The following is a 15103-nucleotide window of genomic DNA, read 5'->3' as shown; positions in this document are numbered from 1 at the left end:
TCCGATGATCCGGGTGCTGGTCGCCGACGACGAAGCGATGGTCCGCGCGGGAGTGCGGGCCGTTCTGTCCACCGATCCGGAGATCGACGTCGTCGCCGAAGCCGTCGAGGGGCACGACGCTGTGGAACTCGTTCGGCGCCACCGCCCTGCCGTGGCCATACTCGACATCCGCATGCCAGGGATCAACGGCATTGAGGCAGCGGCCGAAATCCGGAGAACGGCGCCGACCACGAACGTCATCATCCTGACGACGTTCGGTGAGGACGACTACATCCTCCAGGCACTCGGCGGTGGCGCAGCCGGCTTCCTGATCAAGTCGGGCGAGCCCGAGGAACTGATCACAGGGGTCCGGGCAGTCGCCGAAGGCGCCGCCTACCTGTCACCGAAAGTCGCGGCCCGAGTCGTCGCGCACCTCGCGGCGACCGGCGCGGGCACCCTCGCCGGCCGGCGCGCCGCTGCCCGCGACCGGGTCCACTCCCTCACCGCTCGGGAACGGGAAGTACTCGCCTTCCTCGGCAGCGGACTGTCCAACGGGCAGATCGCCCGACGACTGCACGTGGTGGAGGGAACGGTCAAAGCCCATGTGAGTTCCATCCTCGCGCGCCTCGGCGTGGACAACCGAGCTGCTGCCGCGGTCGTGGCTCACGAGGCCGGAATCGTAGCCCCGTCGGCGCCTCCTCCACCGTGACACCGCCCGCTCAGCAGCCGGCATGAACACAAGCAGCAGAGCCGCCACCACTGCGCCGCCGAGAATCGCACCGGCGAGCACATCGTGCGGGTAGTGCACCCCCACGAGGATGCGCAACAGCGCCGCCACCCCGGCCAGCGGCAGCGTGACCGCGGCGAGGCGCGGCCACAACATGGCCAGCCCGACAGCCAGTCCGGCGGCCAAGGTGGCGTGATTGCTCGGGAACGACCAGTCCCCCGTACCAGGGCATTCCGCAATCACGTCGATCTCCGGGCGCGAGGCACGGCAAGGCCGCTCCTCGTCCACCACCAGCTTCACCGCTTCGCTGAGTGCATAGGCCGCCACGGCGCCGGCGCCGGTCAACACGGCCCCTGCGGCCCCGCGTACGTCGCGGCGGCGGATCCCGGCCCACCACCTCCATGCCAGCAACACCCCGAGGATCACCAGAGTGCCCTCGCCGGCTGCTTCCAGGACCGTGTCCAGCCATGACGGTGCGTCCGCCACCGTCCCGGTCACCGACCGGTACACAGAAACCGATGCCCCGTCCGTAACCTCAACCGCGCCGACCTTGCCCAGCCCACCTGGGGAAAGCCAGGCAACCACACCCGCCGCGACACCCAGCATCCCCACCGCGGTCAATAACCGACCGGCCCGGGTCATCTCTCGCTGTTCTCGTTCCATGAGGCCGAACGTAAAAGCGGGGCCAGCCCCAGAACCCGAGCCGAACGGCAACCCCCGACCTTGACGATCGTCAGGGTTGACGTCGGACTGACTTGAGCGGTTGGAAATCAGCCACATAGCAGCAAGATCGACCACAGATTCGAGGAATTCGGCGAATTCGCACGAAGGGGCGACTTCTAGCAGATCGAGCCCTCCGAGGGATCTTGGTCCCTAGAGTCGCCCTTACACACGCGAAGGGAGGTCACTCGCTCCTCGGCTCACGCCGACATCTGTCTCACACAGGGGCAGACGCAGAGTGACCAGCCCCAGTCATCACGATCCGAAAGATCAGGGAGGTGCCCCGATGACTACGTTTCCTGCAGGCGAGCAGACCCACCAGGTTGTGCTTCCTCAGCAGCCTGCTCTGGAATCCGTGGGAGCAGACAACCCTGGGAGCAGGGACGAAACGGCTCACGGACACCCCGCCACCGTGCGGGGCACCGGCAGGGAACATGGGCGAGGGGAGACCGGCGGGCAAGGCACCCGAGCCCGTCGGCGTCACGCCAAGAGCGCCGCCACGGTGGCGCAGGCGGCAGAGAACGGGAGCAGTGACGCTCCCCCACAAAGCAACCCGTCGTACGAAGGTGGCGTTGGTGCAAGCAGGGTCTTCGTGCTCTCCAAGGAGGGGAACCCTCTCATGCCCTGCCACCCCGCCCGCGCCCGCGAGCTACTCGGAAAGGGTCGGGCCGTGGTCACCCGACAAGTGCCCTTCACCATCCGGCTGAAGGACCGAACGCTCGCCGAGTCGGAAGTGGACGGCGTGCAGTTACGCATCGACCCCGGCTCCAAGGGCACCGGCTTCGTCCTCACCGACGAGAAGAAGGAAGCCAACGAACACGGCACCACCGTGACCATCCGACGCGGGCTGGTCTCGGTCGAGCTCCAGCACCGCGCCGATCAGATCCGGCTGTGCATGCAACAACGCGCTGGATACCGAAACAGACGCCGCTCGGCCAACTGCCGCTATCGCGCACCGCGCTCTCGTAACCGGGGACACCCGGCAGGATGGCTACCACCCTCCCTACGCCACCGCGTGGATACGACCTTCTCCGTGGCCAAAAGACTGTGCCGCTACGCGCCTGTCACCGAGATCCACGTGGAACTCGTCGCCTTCGACACCCACTCCATGAGCGCGGGCAGACCACTCAAAGGGGCCGAGTACCAGCAAGGACCACTCGTCGGCACCAGTGCCCGCGCCTACCTACACGCCAAGTGGGACAACGCCTGCGCCTACTGCGACGCCACCGGCGTCCCCCTGAACATCGACTACCTCCAGCCACGCAGCCGGGGAGGCTCGAACCGCATCACCAACCTCGTCCTCGCCTGCGTCCCCTGCAACCAGGCCAAGGGCAACAGCCCCGTCGAAGTCTTCCTCGCCCACCGGCCCGACCGCCTCGCGAAGATCCTCCAGCAGGTCAGGACACCACTCCACGACGCCGCCGCCATGAACGCGACCCGCTGGCAGCTCATGGATGCACTGAGCAGCCTTGGCAAGCCTTTACACACCTGGCCGGGCGCGCAGACCAGGGAGAACCGCAGCGCCATGGGGCTGGCCAAGACACACACCCTGGACGCGCTGTCCGTTGGGTCTCTGGATCACGAGGGCGGGGATGCGATCGTGCGGTTCCCCGCGCAGGTCCTCGTCGCCAAAGCCACTGGACGCGGCTCCTACGCACGTACTACTCCGGACCGGTTCGGATTCCCTCGGCTCCGAAGGTCTCGTAGCAAGCAGCACTTCGGCTACGTCACTGGGGATCTCGTGCGGGCCAACGTGCCGAGCGGCCAGTGGACGGGCACATGGACGGGACGTATCTCAGTGCGGGCCAGGGGCCAGCACAGCCTTAGGACGCCAATGGGACGGTTCAACGTCTCCCACTGGAACCTGCGGATCCTTCAGCGGGGGGATGGGTACGGCTACAGCACCCAGCCGGAATCTGCACCGTCAACTTCTCGGAAAATCGCTTGAGCGACTGAAGACTGCTTCCTAAAGTGGCTGCTACTTCGGAGAGGAGGTGGTTCGGCAGATGTATGCATACCGGACGGAAGAGGTGGCTGCGGGCTAGCGGCCCGCCGTCGTACTCGGTTCGGCGCCGGACCAGCGTGTGAGAAACACGCAGCCGGCCAATCCAACGCAGTCACCCGACCCGCGAGTCGCCGGTACGTCCGGCCGGCTCCTCCGCTGGAGGAACCAGACTCGCGGGTCGTCTGCGTTCAGGGACCGTTTCAGGCGGTCAGTGGGCGATGTCCTCGTAGCCCTCGATCGCGCGCGGGTCGCGGGGGCCCGGGCCGACGTAGCGGGCGGAGGGGCGGACCAGGCGGCCGGTGCGCTTCTGTTCGAGGATGTGGGCGGACCAGCCGGCCGTGCGGGCGCAGGTGAACATCGAGGTGAACATGTGGGCGGGGACCTCGGCGAAGTCCAGGACGATGGCCGCCCAGAACTCCACGTTGGTGGCCAGGACACGGTCCGGGCGGCGGTTGTGGAGTTCTTCGAGGGCCGCCTTTTCGAGGGCCTCCGCCACCTCGTAGCGGGGGGCGCCCAGCTCGCGGGCGGTGCGGCGGAGGACTCGGGCGCGCGGGTCCTCGGCGCGGTAGACGCGGTGGCCGAAACCCATGAGGCGTTCGCCCTTGTCGAGGGCCTGCTTGACGTATGCCTCGGCGTCGCCGGTGCGCTCGATCTCCTCGATCATGCCGAGGACGCGGGAGGGGGCGCCGCCGTGCAGCGGCCCGGACATGGCGCCTACGGCGCCGGAGAGGGCCGCGGCCACGTCGGCACCGGTGGAGGCGATGACGCGTGCGGTGAAGGTGGAGGCGTTCATGCCGTGTTCGGCTGCCGATGTCCAGTAGGCGTCGACCGCCGCCACGTGCTTGGGGTCGGGCTCGCCGCGCCAGCGGATCATGAAGCGTTCGACGACGGAGTGCGCCTTGTCGATCTCGCTCTGCGGGACCATGGGCAGGCCCTGGCCACGGGCGGACTGGGCAACGTAGGACAGGGCCATGACGGCGGCGCGGGCAAGGTCCTCGCGGGCCTGGGCGGCGTCGATGTCGAGGAGGGGTTTGAGGCCCCAGACGGGTGCCAGCATGGCGAGTGCCGACTGGACGTCCACGCGGATGTCGCCGGAGTGCACGGGGATGGGGAAGGGCTCGGCGGGCGGCAGGCCGGGGTTGAAGGCGCCGTCGACGAGCAGGCCCCAGACGTTGCCGAACGAGACGTGACCGACCAGGTCCTCGATGTCGACGCCTCGGTACCTGAGGGCGCCGCCCTCCTTGTCCGGTTCGGCGATCTCCGTCTCGAACGCGACGACTCCTTCGAGTCCGGGTACGAAGTCGGACATCAGGCGGCTCCTCGTGATGGTGGGACGGGTGGTGTTGTGGAGGGATTGCGTTATGGGACTGGTGGGGGTGGTGGGACTTGTGGTGGTGAGGGGCGAGCGGACTGGTGCGCAGCGTGTGGGTGGTGCTGGTGCGGCGACCATGAGCTGGTGCGGGTGTGGTGATCGCCCGGTGGATCCGCGGTCGTGTGCGTGGCGTTCGAAGACTCGCGGTCCTGGGCAGTCACTGGGGTGATGCCCGGCTGGCGGTCACCCAACCGGAAGGCCTCACAGCACGATATCTCCGAGTGCCACCCTTGGGGAGAGTCTGCGGCACTCAGTGCCAGTCAGTGACGAAGACCACCGCCCGCCGCGCATACGGCAAGATGATCGTGTGACCGACGAAGCCACCGTTCCCGCCGCGCACCCCGATCCCGCCGCCATGCGCAAGCACTACCGGGCCGAGGGTCTCGCCGAGACCGATCTGGCCGCAACGCCCTTCGAGCAGTTCGCGCGCTGGTTCAGGCAGGCCGCGACGGAGGGCCACATCTTCGAGCCGAACGCCATGGTCGTCTCCACAGCCGACGCGGAGGGCCGGCCCAGTTCTCGTACGGTGCTGCTGAAGCACTTCGACGAGACCGGTTTCGTCTTCTACACGAACTACGACTCCCGCAAGGCCCGCGACCTTGCCGAGAACCCGTACGTCTCGCTGCTCTTTCCGTGGTATCCGATGGCCCGCCAGGTGATCGTCACCGGCATCGCGCGGCGCACCGGGCGGGACGAGACGGCGGCGTACTTCCGCACCCGGCCGCACGGGTCGCAGCTCGGGGCGTGGGCGAGCGCGCAGTCCTCGGTGGTCGCGACGCGTGCGGATCTCGAGGCCGCGTACGCCGAGCTGGCGGCCCGTTATCCGGACGGTGAGCAGGTGCCGGTGCCGCCGCACTGGGGCGGTTTCCGGGTGGCCGCGCAGGCGGTGGAGTTCTGGCAGGGGCGGGAGAACCGGTTGCACGACCGGTTGCGGTACGTGGCGCAGGCGGACGGCAGTTGGCGAGTGGAGCGGCTCAGCCCCTGACGTGGCCCAACGCGTCGTCCAGGAGTGTCGCCCACTGGGTCACCACGCCTTCGCGGCGCTGGGCGTCGTCGGTGAGGAGGTTGGCCAGGCCCAGGCCGCGGGCCATGTCGAGGAGGCCCTGGACGGTTTCGCGGACGCCGGGGCGGGATTCGTCGGCGGCGAGGAGGTCCACGGCTATGCGGTGGGTTTCGCGGCCGACGCGGGCTTCGAGTTCCGTGACGCGGGGGCGCAGCTGGTCCTCGTTGGAGGCGGCGACCCAGAGGTGGAGGGCGGCGCGGAACAGCGGCCCTGTGTAGAGGTCGACGAGGGCCGCCACGACGGCGCGGTGGTCGCCGGCGGCGCCTTGGGGGAACAGGGCGCGCAGGGCGAGGGAGCGTTCCTCGGCGACGTATTCGACGGCGGCGGTGAAGAGGTCCTCGCGGGTCGGGAAGTGGTGCTGGGCGGCGCCGCGGGAGACTCCGGCGCGTTCGGCGACGACGGCGACGGTGGAGCCGGCCCAGCCGTGTTCGGCGAGGCAGGCGACGGCGGCTTCCAGGAGCCGTTGCCGGGTGGCGCGGCTGCGGTCCTGTTTGGGAGCGCGGTCGGGGCGGTCGACGGTGGTCACCGTGGTGATGGTGTTGACCGGGTTCACAGCACCCATGGGGGATCCCGTCGTTCGAGGAAGGCGGTCATGCCTTCGCGGGCGTCGGCGGAGGCGAACATGCGGGCCGAGAGTGCGGTCAGGTGGGCCGCGTCCCGGTCGAATGTCTCCAGCACCCTAGCTGTGAGCAGGCGTTTCGTCTCGGTCAGGGCCTGGGGGGCCGCTTTGCGCAGGCTGTCCAGGACGGGGGCCAGTACGTCGTCCACGTCGTCGCCCGTCGCTGTCAGCAGGCCGATGCGGGCGGCCTCGGTGGCGTCGAAGCGTTCGCCGGTGAGGTAGTGGCGGGCGAGGGCGCGGGGGTCGGTGCGGGGCAGAAGGGTGAGGGAGATGACGGCGGGGGCGACGCCGATCCGTACCTCGGTGAACGCGAAGGTGGCCGCGTCGGACGCGGCGGCGATGTCGCAGGCGGCGAGCAGACCGAGTCCGCCGGCCCGTACGTGTCCGGTGACTCGGGCGACGACGGGTTTGGGCAGTTCCACGATCTGCCGGAGCAGGCCGACCAGCGTGTCGGGGTGGGGTGGGTCGCGCAGGTCGGCGCCTGCGCAGAAGGTGGTGCCGGTGTGGGTGAGGACGACGGCGCGGATGTCGCTGTCCTTGCCGCAGTCGGTGAGGGTGTCGGCGAGTTCGCCGACGAGCGCTGCCGAGAGGGCGTTGCGGTTGGCCGGGGAGTCGAGGGTGAGGGTCTCGACTCCCCGCGCGCGGGTGCGGCCGATCAGGGTCACGTGGTCTCCCTCAGCTGCCGGCGCAGGATCTTGCCGGAGGCGGCGCGGGGCACGGCGTCGATGAAGGTGACCTGGCGGACCCTCTTGTAGGGGGCGACGCGTTCGGCGACGTACATCATGACCTCTCCTTCGGAGAGGTCGGGTGCGGACGGCTGGCGGACCACGTACGCGCGCGGGACCTCGTTTCCGTCCTCGTTGTAGACGCCGATGACGGCGGCATCGGCGATGCCCGGGTGGGTGAGGAGCAGGGCTTCCAGTTCGGCGGGGGCCACCTGGAAGCCCTTGTACTTGATGAGTTCCTTGACGCGGTCGACGACGAAGAGCCAGCCGCCGGCGTCGACGTGCCCGATGTCGCCGGTGTGCAGCCAGCCGTCGGTGTCGATCATCGCGGAGGTGGCGTCGGGGCGGCCCAGGTAGCCCTTCATGACCTGGGGGCCGCGGATGAGGATCTCGCCGGCCTCGCCGACGCCGAGATCCTTGTCGGGGTCGTCGAGGGAGACGATGCGCATCTCGGTGCCGGCGATGAGGCGGCCGACGGTGCCGGGCGGGGCGTCGTGCATGGCGTCGAGGGGGACGACGTGCGTGCCGGGGGACAGTTCCGTCATGCCGTAGGCCTGGCCGACGGGTGGCAGGTTCAGGCGGCGCGAGCAGGCGGCGGCGAGGTTCGCGTCCAGCGGGGCGGCGGCGCTGATGACGTACTTCAGGGACGACAGGTCGTACTGCGCGACCGCCGGGTGTTTGGCGAGGGCGAGGACTATGGGCGGGGCGACGTACAGGCCGGTGATGCGGTGGTTCTGGATGGCGGCGAGGAACTGTTCCAGGTCGAAGCGGGGCAGGACGACGACCGTGGCGCCCACCCTCAGGGGCGCGTTCATCAGGGCTGTCAGTCCGTAGATGTGGAAGAAGGGCAGGACCGCGAGGACGCGGTCGCCGGGGCCGGCGGAGATGGCCGGTTCGAGCTGGGCGAGGTTGGTGGCGATCTGGCGGTGGGTGAGCATCACGCCCTTGGGGATGCCCGTGGTGCCGGACGAGTACGGGAGGGCGGCGACGTCCGTCACGGGGTCGATGTCGATCTGCGGTTCGGGGGCCGCGGACGCGAGCATGTCGATCAGCGAGCGGTGGCCGGTCGCGCTGTCGCAGACGAAGATCTCCCGGACGCCGCCCGCGAGTTCGGCGGCCCGGCGGGCGATGTCCAGCAGCGGCGAGATGGTGACGATCCAGCGGGCGGCCGAGTCGCGGAGCTGCTTGGCGAACTCCTCGGCCGTGGCGAGCGGGTGGACGGTCGTGACGGAGGCACCCGCGCGCGTGGCGGCGTAGAAGGCCGTCGGGAAGGCGACGGTGTTGGGGCTGTGCAGGGCGAGGACGTCGCCCTTGCGGACGCCGGCCTCGGCGAGCGCGGCGGCGATCCGCCGGTGGAAGCGGTCCACCTGCTCGTAGGAGAGGGTGGTGCCGTCGGTGCCGTCGATGAGCGCGGGCGCGTCACCGAACTCGGCGGCCCGGCCGAGCACGGCCTCGTGGATGGGCAATTCGACGGGTGGGACGTCTGCGTACTCGCTGCGGAACATCGGTTCCTCCTCGCACAACGCTGTGCCGGATCAGTACGACTTGGGCAGGCCCAGGGTCTGGTGGGAGACGTAGTTGAGAATCATCTCCCGGCTCACCGGTGCTATACGAGCCACGCGTGCGGCCGTTATCAACGAGGCGAGCCCGAATTCGCGTGTGAGGCCGTTTCCGCCGAGGGTGTGCACGGCCTGGTCGACGGCCTTCACGCAGGCCTCTCCGGCCGCGTACTTGGCCATGTTGGCGGCCTCTCCCGCACCCGTGTCGTCCCCGGTGTCGTACAGGTGGGCCGCCTTCTGCATCATCAGGCGGGCCAGTTCGAGGTCGATGTGCGCCTGGGCGAGGGGGTGGGCGATGGCCTGGTGGGCGCCGATGGGCGTGTTCCAGACGCTGCGGTCGCGGGCGTACTCGATGGCTTTCGCGAGTGCGTAGCGGCCCATGCCGATCGCGAAGGCGGCCGTCATGATGCGTTCGGGGTTGAGGCCGGCGAAGAGTTGCAGCAGGCCGGCGTCCTCGTCGCCGACGAGTGCGTCGGCGGGCAGCCGTACGTCGTCCAGGACCAGCTCGAACTGCTTCTCGGCGGCGTTGAGTTCCATGTCGATGGGGTGCCGGGTGAAGCCGGGCGCGTCGCGCGGGACGATGAAGAGGCAGGGCTTGAGGCGGCCGGTGCGGGAGTCTTCTGTGCGGCCGACTATGAGGGTGGCGTCGGCTGTGTCGACGCCGGAGATGAAGACCTTGCGGCCGGTCAGGAGCCAGTCGGGGCCGTCTTTGCGGGCCGTGGTGGTGATGCGGTGGCTGTTGGAGCCGGCGTCGGGTTCGGTGATGCCGAAGGCCATGGTGCGGGTGCCATCCGCTAGCGCGGGCAGCCAACGGTGCTTCTGGGCGTCGGTGCCGAAGCGGGCGATCACTGTGCCGCAGATTGCGGGTGAGACGACCAGCATGAGGAGGGGGCAACCGGCTGCTCCCAACTCTTCGAGCACGATGGAGAGTTCGGCTATGCCGCCGCCTCCGCCGCCGTATTCCTCCGGGAGGTTGACGCCGAGGTAGCCGAGTTTTCCGGCTTCTGACCAGAGTTCGTGGGGGTGGCGGCCTTCCTTGACGACGGTGGTGAGGTATTCGCGGCCGTAGCGGGTGCCGAGGGCGGATACTGCGGATCGTAGGGCTTTGTGTTCTTCGGATTCGAGAGTGGGGGCCATGGGGGCTCCTTCCGGCTGCGGGTTCGTTGTGGCTGGTCGCGCTCACGGGGCGGAGCCGCATATCGATACGGCCCCGCGCCCCTTAGGTCTCCTGCACTACCGCCAGTAGCGCGCCGACCTGCACTTGTTCGCCCAAGGTGGCGTGCAGTGCAGTGAGCGTGCCTGTGGCCGGGGCCGAGATTTTGTGCTGCATCTTCATCGCCTCCAGCCACAGCAGGGGCTCTCCGGCCCGTACCGGTGCTCCTACGGACAGGCCCTCGGCGACGCGGACGACCGTGCCCGGCATGGGGGCGAGGAGGGATCCGGGTGCGTGCTGGGTGGTCGGGTCGGGGAAGCGGGGCAGGGCGGTGAGGGTGGTGGTGTTCACGTGCACCTGGTCGCCGTATCGCGCCACTCGAACTTCCGCCGCACTCCATCCACTTCCAGTACGACGAGACGCGCGTCGGCGTGCACCACCCGCACCCCGTCGGCCGTCAGGCCGCCTCCGCGCGTGTGCCGGTAGCGGGCCTCGTGTTCCTCGCCGGCCATCAGGTACCGCTTGATCTGCGGCTGTGAGGGCACGTTGCGCCAGCCGGCGAAGCGGGAGCGGCCGTGGGCGTCGGCGAGGGCGGCGGCCAGGGGGGTGAGGGGGTCGGGGGTGGGGTCGGTGAGTTCGGGGAGGTGGCGGTCGTAGAAGCCCGTGTCCATGCGGGCGGTGGTGAACTCCTTGTGCCGCAGGGAGCGGATCAGGAGGTCGCGGTTGGTGGTCGGGCCGTGGATGACGGTTCGTTCCACGGCGCCGGCGAGTTTGCGGAGGGCCTCCGCGCGCGTGGGGGCGTGGGCGACTGCCTTGGCGAGCATGGGGTCGTAGTGGATGCCGATGTCGTCGCCGTCGGTGTAGCCGGTGTCCAGGCGGATGCCTTCGGGGGCGGTGAGGCGGTGCAGGGTGCCGGTCTGGGGGGCCCAGTCGCTGGCCGGGTCCTCGGCGTAGAGGCGGGCCTCCATGGCGTGGCCACGCGCGCGTGGGGGGTCGGTTTCGAGGGCGTGGCCCTCGGCGACGCGGAGTTGGAGGGCGACCAGGTCGATGTCGAACACGGCTTCCGTGACGGGGTGTTCGACCTGGAGGCGGGTGTTCATCTCCAGGAAGTGGGCCTTGCCGTCGGCGACCAGGAACTCGACGGTGCCGGCGCCGGCGTAGCCGACGGCGCGGGCGGCGCGTACGGCGGTGTCGTACAGCTCCTGGGTGAGCTCGTCGGTGAGGCCGGGGGCCGGTGCTTCCTCGATCACCTTCTGGTGGCGGCGCTGGAGGGAGCAGTCGCGGGTGCCGAGCGCCCACACCGTGCCGTGCGTGTCGGCGAGGATCTGCACCTCGACGTGGCGGCCGTTCTCCACGTACGGCTCGACGAACACCTCGCCGTCGCCGAAGGCGCTCGCTGCCTCGGCGCGGGCGCCCTCCAGCGCGGCGGGCAGGTCGCCCAGCCGGCGCACGATCCGCATCCCGCGCCCTCCGCCCCCCGCGGCCGCCTTGACCAGCACCGGCAGGTCGTCCGCGGTGACGTCGCCCAAGGGCGCCAGCCCCAGCAGCTGTTTGGCACGTGTCTTGGACGCCATCGCCTCGATGGCCTGCGGGGGCGGGCCGATCCACACCAGGCCCGCGTCCAGGACCGCTCGGGCGAAGTCGGCGTTCTCGGAGAGGAAGCCGTAGCCGGGGTGGACGGCGTCGGCGCCGGCCGCGACGGCCGCCTGCACGATCAGGTCGCCGCGCAGATACGTGTCGGCGGGTGCCGCGCCCGGCAGCCGTACGGCCGTGTCGGCCACGCGCGCGTGGAGGGCGTTTTCGTCGGCGTCCGAGTGCACGGCGACCGTCCGGATTCCCAACTGACCGCAGGTGCGGAAGATCCGGCAGGCGATCTCGCCCCGGTTGGCGACGAGCAGAGTGGAAATCATGGACCTCACATCCGGAAGACGCCGAAGCCGCCGCGTACGCCCTCGTAGGGCGCCGTGTGGATGGCGGACAGGCACAGGCCGAGGACGGTGCGGGTGTCGCGGGGGTCGATGACGCCGTCGTCGTAGAGGCGGCCGGACAGGAACATCGGCAGGGACTCGGACTCGATCTGCTGCTCAACCATGGCCCTCAGCGCGGCGTCGCCCTCCTCGTCGTACGGCTGCCCCTTCGCGGCGGCCGACTGGCGGGCCACGATCGAGAGCACGCCGGCGAGCTGCTGCGGGCCCATGACGGCGGACTTGGCGCTGGGCCAGGCGAAGAGGAAGCGGGGGGCGTAGGCGCGTCCGCACATGCCGTAGTGGCCGGCGCCGTAGGACGCGCCCATGAGGACGGAGAGGTGGGGGACCTTCGAATTGCTCACCGCGTTGATCATCATCGCGCCGTGTTTGATGATGCCGCCCTGCTCGTACTGGCTGCCGACCATGTAGCCGGTGGTGTTGTGCAGGAAGAGCAGGGGGATGTCACGCTGGTTGGCGAGCTGGATGAACTGGGCGGCCTTCTGGGACTCCTCGCTGAACAGCACCCCTTGGGCGTTCGCCAGCACACCCAGGGGATAGCCGTGCAGGGTCGCCCAGCCGGTGGCCAGGCTGGTGCCGTAGCGCGGCTTGAACTCGTCGAAGTCGGAGGCGTCGACGATCCGGGCGATCACCTCGCGCGGGTCGAAGGGGGTCTTCAGGTCGCCGGGGACGATGCCGAGGAGCTCGTCCTCGTCGTACTTGGGGGGTGCGGCCGGGCCCGGATCGTCGTACGCCTTGCGGTGGTTGAGGCGGGCGACCACGCGCCGGGCCTGGCGGAGCGCGTCCTGCTCGTCGACGGCGAAGTAGTCCGCGAGACCCGACACGCGCGCGTGCATGTCGGCTCCGCCCAGGGACTCGTCGTCGCTCTCCTCGCCGGTGGCCATCTTCACCAGCGGCGGGCCGCCGAGGAACACCTTCGCGCGTTCCTTGACCATGATCACGTGGTCGGACATGCCGGGGATGTACGCGCCGCCCGCGGTCGAGTTCCCGAAGACGACGGCGACGGTGGGGATTCCGGCGGCCGAGAGGCGGGTGAGGTCGCGGAAGATGGCGCCGCCCGGGATGAAGATCTCCTTCTGTGAGGGCAGGTCGGCACCGCCGGACTCGACCAGGCTGATGCAGGGCAGCCGGTTGGCGAGGGCGATGTCGTTGGCGCGCAGGGCCTTCTTCAGGCTCCAGGGGTTGCTGGCGCCGCCGCGCACGGTCGGGTCGTTGGCGGTGATCAGGCACTCGACGCCCTCGACGACTCCGATGCCGGTCACCAGGGAAGCTCCGACCGTGTATTCGCTGCCCCAGGCGGCCAGCGGTGACAGCTCCAGGAACGGCGTGTCGGGGTCGAGGAGCAGCTCGATGCGCTCACGGGCGAGGAGCTTGCCGCGCCGCCGGTGCCGTTCGACGTACTTCTCACCGCCGCCCGCGAGGGCCTTGGCGTGTTCGGCGTCGAGGTCGGCGAGCTTGGCGAGCATCGCGTCGCGGTGGGCGCGGTAGTCGGGGCCGGTGGTGTCCAGGGCGGAGGACAGGACGGTCACAGCAGGGCCTCCGGGATGTCCAGGTGGCGGGAGCGCAGCCATTCGCCGAGGGCCTTGGCCTGCGGGTCGAAGCGGTGCTGGGCGGCGACGCCGGCGCCGAGGATGCCTTCGACGACGAAGTTGAGGGCGCGGAGGTTGGGGAGGCTGTGCCGCGTGACCAGGAGGGTGCGGCTCTCGGGGATCAGCTCGCGGAAGCGGGTCGCCGTCAGCTCGTTTGCGAGCCAGCGCCAGGCCTCGTCCGTGCGGGCCCACACGCCCACGTTGGCGTTGCCGCCCTTGTCGCCGCTGCGGGCGCCGGCGACGAGGCCGAGGGGGGCGCGGCGGGTCGGCCCTGGCGGCAGGGGCTCCGGGAGGGACGGTGCGGGCACGTCGTCGAGTACGAGGGTGTCGGCGGCCGGGGCCACAGGGATCCGGCGCCCGTCATTGAGGACGGCCACATGGTCGACGGCGCCATGGGGGACGTACACATCCTCGAAGACCCCATAGGGCGCGCCCTTTCCAGGTGGCGCCAGCACATGGAAGCCGGGGTAACTGGCCAGCGCCAGCTCGACGGCGGCCCCGCTCAGCGCCCGCCCGACCGCATCCTGCTCCGGGTCCCGTACGACCAGCCGGAGCAGGGCGCTCGCGGTCTCCTCGGTGTCGGCGTCGGGCCGGTCGGTGCGGGCCAGTTCCCAGCGCACCTCGGTGACCTTGCCGAGGGCCGCCTCCATCTGCTCCCGCACGAGTGCGGCCTTCGCCTCGACGTCGAGGCCCGTGAGGACGAAGACGACCTCGTTGCGGAAGCCGCCGAGCCGGTTCAGGCCGACCTTGAGGGTCGGGGGCGGGGCCTCTCCGCGGACGCCCTCGATGCGGACGCGGTCCGGTCCGTCCTGCGTCAGCCGTACGGTGTCCAGCCGGGCGGTGACGTCGGGCCCCGCGTACCGGGCGCCGCCGGTCTCGTACAGCAGCTGGGCGGTCACCGTGCCGACGTCGACGAAACCGCCGGTGCCGGGGTGTTTGGTGATGACGGCAGTGCCGTCGGGGTGGATCTCGGCGAGGGGGAAGCCGGGCCGGTGGACGTCGCCGTCACGGAAGAAGGAGTAGTTCCCGCCGGTGGCCTGCGTGCCGCACTCCAGGACATGCCCGGCGACGACGGCGCCCGCGAGCCGGTCGTACTCCCCCGGCTGCCAGCCGAAGTGGGCGGCGGCGGGCCCGGTGACCAGGGCCGCGTCGGTCACCCGCCCGGTCACCACGATGTCCGCGCCCTCGCGCAGGCAGGTAGCGATGCCGAAGCCGCCGAGGTAGGCGTGGGCGGCGAGGCTTCCGGGGTGCCGGGCGGTGAGGTCGTCGCCCCCGACGTGCGCGACGCGTACGGGGATGCCGAGGCGGTCGGCCAACTCCCGTACTTTGTCGGCGAGTCCGGCCGGGTTGAGGCCGCCGGCGTTGGTGACGATCCGGACTCCGCGCTCGTGGGCGAGGCCGAGGCATTCCTCGAGCTGGCGGAGGAAGGTGCGGGCGTATCCGGCGGTCGGATCCTTGAGTCGGTCGCGGCCCAGGATGAGCATGGTCAGCTCGGCGAGGTAGTCACCGGTGAGGACGTCGAGTTCGCCGCCGGTGAGCATCTCGCGCATGGCGTCGAAGCGGTCGCCGTAGAAGCCGGAGGCGTTGCCGATGCGGAGGGTCATCCG

Annotated in this window: 10 protein-coding genes and 2 pseudogenes; 3 read left to right on the top strand and 9 right to left on the bottom strand. The window is 70.2% G+C overall.

The window, feature by feature from the left end; translation table 11 throughout:
* Nucleotides 1-4: 4 nt before the first annotated feature.
* Entirely contained in the window at nt 5-688 is a 684-nt protein-coding gene (locus StrepF001_RS00155; protein WP_129796314.1) for a response regulator transcription factor, read from the top strand.
* Nucleotides 689-727: 39 nt separating this feature from the next.
* Here StrepF001_RS00155 and StrepF001_RS00150 read toward each other — a convergent pair.
* A pseudogene (locus StrepF001_RS00150) lies at nt 728-1312 on the bottom strand (phosphatase PAP2 family protein); the annotation flags it as partial.
* A 616-nt stretch (nt 1313-1928) separates the two neighbouring features.
* On the opposite strand from StrepF001_RS00150, the gene iscB reads away from it, so the two are divergent.
* Nucleotides 1929-3374, top strand: a complete 1446-nt coding sequence (gene iscB, locus StrepF001_RS00145) for an RNA-guided endonuclease IscB (RefSeq protein ID WP_276322789.1) — start codon at nt 1929-1931, stop codon at nt 3372-3374.
* 265 nt (nt 3375-3639) lie between these two features.
* On the opposite strand, the gene StrepF001_RS00140 is transcribed toward iscB, so the two are convergent.
* On the bottom strand, nt 3640-4740 hold the full coding sequence (locus StrepF001_RS00140) for a citrate synthase 2 (protein WP_129796312.1): 1101 nt from the start codon (nt 4738-4740) through the stop codon (nt 3640-3642).
* 418 nt (nt 4741-5158) lie between these two features.
* On the opposite strand from StrepF001_RS00140, the gene pdxH reads away from it, so the two are divergent.
* Nucleotides 5159-5788: a pyridoxamine 5'-phosphate oxidase gene (gene pdxH, locus StrepF001_RS00135; RefSeq protein WP_129797458.1), complete on the top strand. Its 630-nt coding sequence runs from the start codon at nt 5159-5161 to the stop codon at nt 5786-5788.
* Here the strand turns inward: pdxH and StrepF001_RS00130 are convergent.
* The 7 genes and pseudogenes from StrepF001_RS00130 to StrepF001_RS00100 form a co-directional block, all read right to left on the bottom strand.
* On the bottom strand, nt 5778-6428 hold the full coding sequence (locus StrepF001_RS00130) for a TetR/AcrR family transcriptional regulator (protein ID WP_240797205.1): 651 nt from the start codon (nt 6426-6428) through the stop codon (nt 5778-5780). The two genes, pdxH and StrepF001_RS00130, sit on opposite strands and share 11 nt — an antisense overlap.
* Nucleotides 6416-7150 (bottom strand): enoyl-CoA hydratase family protein, encoded by a 735-nt coding sequence (locus StrepF001_RS00125; protein WP_129796311.1) that lies wholly within the window; start codon nt 7148-7150, stop codon nt 6416-6418. The genes StrepF001_RS00130 and StrepF001_RS00125 overlap by 13 nt, the downstream gene beginning before the upstream one ends.
* Nucleotides 7147-8715, bottom strand: coding sequence for a 4-coumarate--CoA ligase family protein (locus StrepF001_RS00120; protein WP_129796310.1), 1569 nt, complete (start codon nt 8713-8715; stop codon nt 7147-7149). Before StrepF001_RS00120 ends, StrepF001_RS00125 begins: the two co-directional genes overlap by 4 nt.
* A 30-nt stretch (nt 8716-8745) precedes the next feature.
* Complete coding sequence (locus tag StrepF001_RS00115) at nt 8746-9906, bottom strand: acyl-CoA dehydrogenase (RefSeq protein WP_129796309.1); 1161 nt, start codon at nt 9904-9906, stop codon at nt 8746-8748.
* Between the two features lie 82 nt (nt 9907-9988).
* Nucleotides 9989-11832 (bottom strand): annotated as a pseudogene (locus StrepF001_RS00110) (biotin carboxylase N-terminal domain-containing protein).
* A gap of 5 nt (nt 11833-11837) precedes the next feature.
* On the bottom strand, nt 11838-13436 hold the full coding sequence (locus tag StrepF001_RS00105; RefSeq protein ID WP_129796308.1) for a carboxyl transferase domain-containing protein: 1599 nt from the start codon (nt 13434-13436) through the stop codon (nt 11838-11840).
* The gene (locus StrepF001_RS00100) at nt 13433-15100 is read right to left on the bottom strand and encodes an acyclic terpene utilization AtuA family protein (RefSeq protein WP_129796307.1); all 1668 of its coding nucleotides are present in this window, start codon (nt 15098-15100) and stop codon (nt 13433-13435) included. The genes StrepF001_RS00105 and StrepF001_RS00100 overlap by 4 nt, the downstream gene beginning before the upstream one ends.
* Nucleotides 15101-15103: the final 3 nt, after the last annotated feature.

Origin of the sequence: Streptomyces sp. F001, assembly GCF_004187715.1 — a bacterium.
In the GTDB taxonomy this organism is placed as follows: Bacteria; Actinomycetota; Actinomycetes; order Streptomycetales; family Streptomycetaceae; genus Streptomyces; species Streptomyces flavusporus.
The sequence above is the reverse complement of the archived record's forward strand: the minus strand, read 5'-3'. Positions and strand labels throughout refer to the sequence as shown.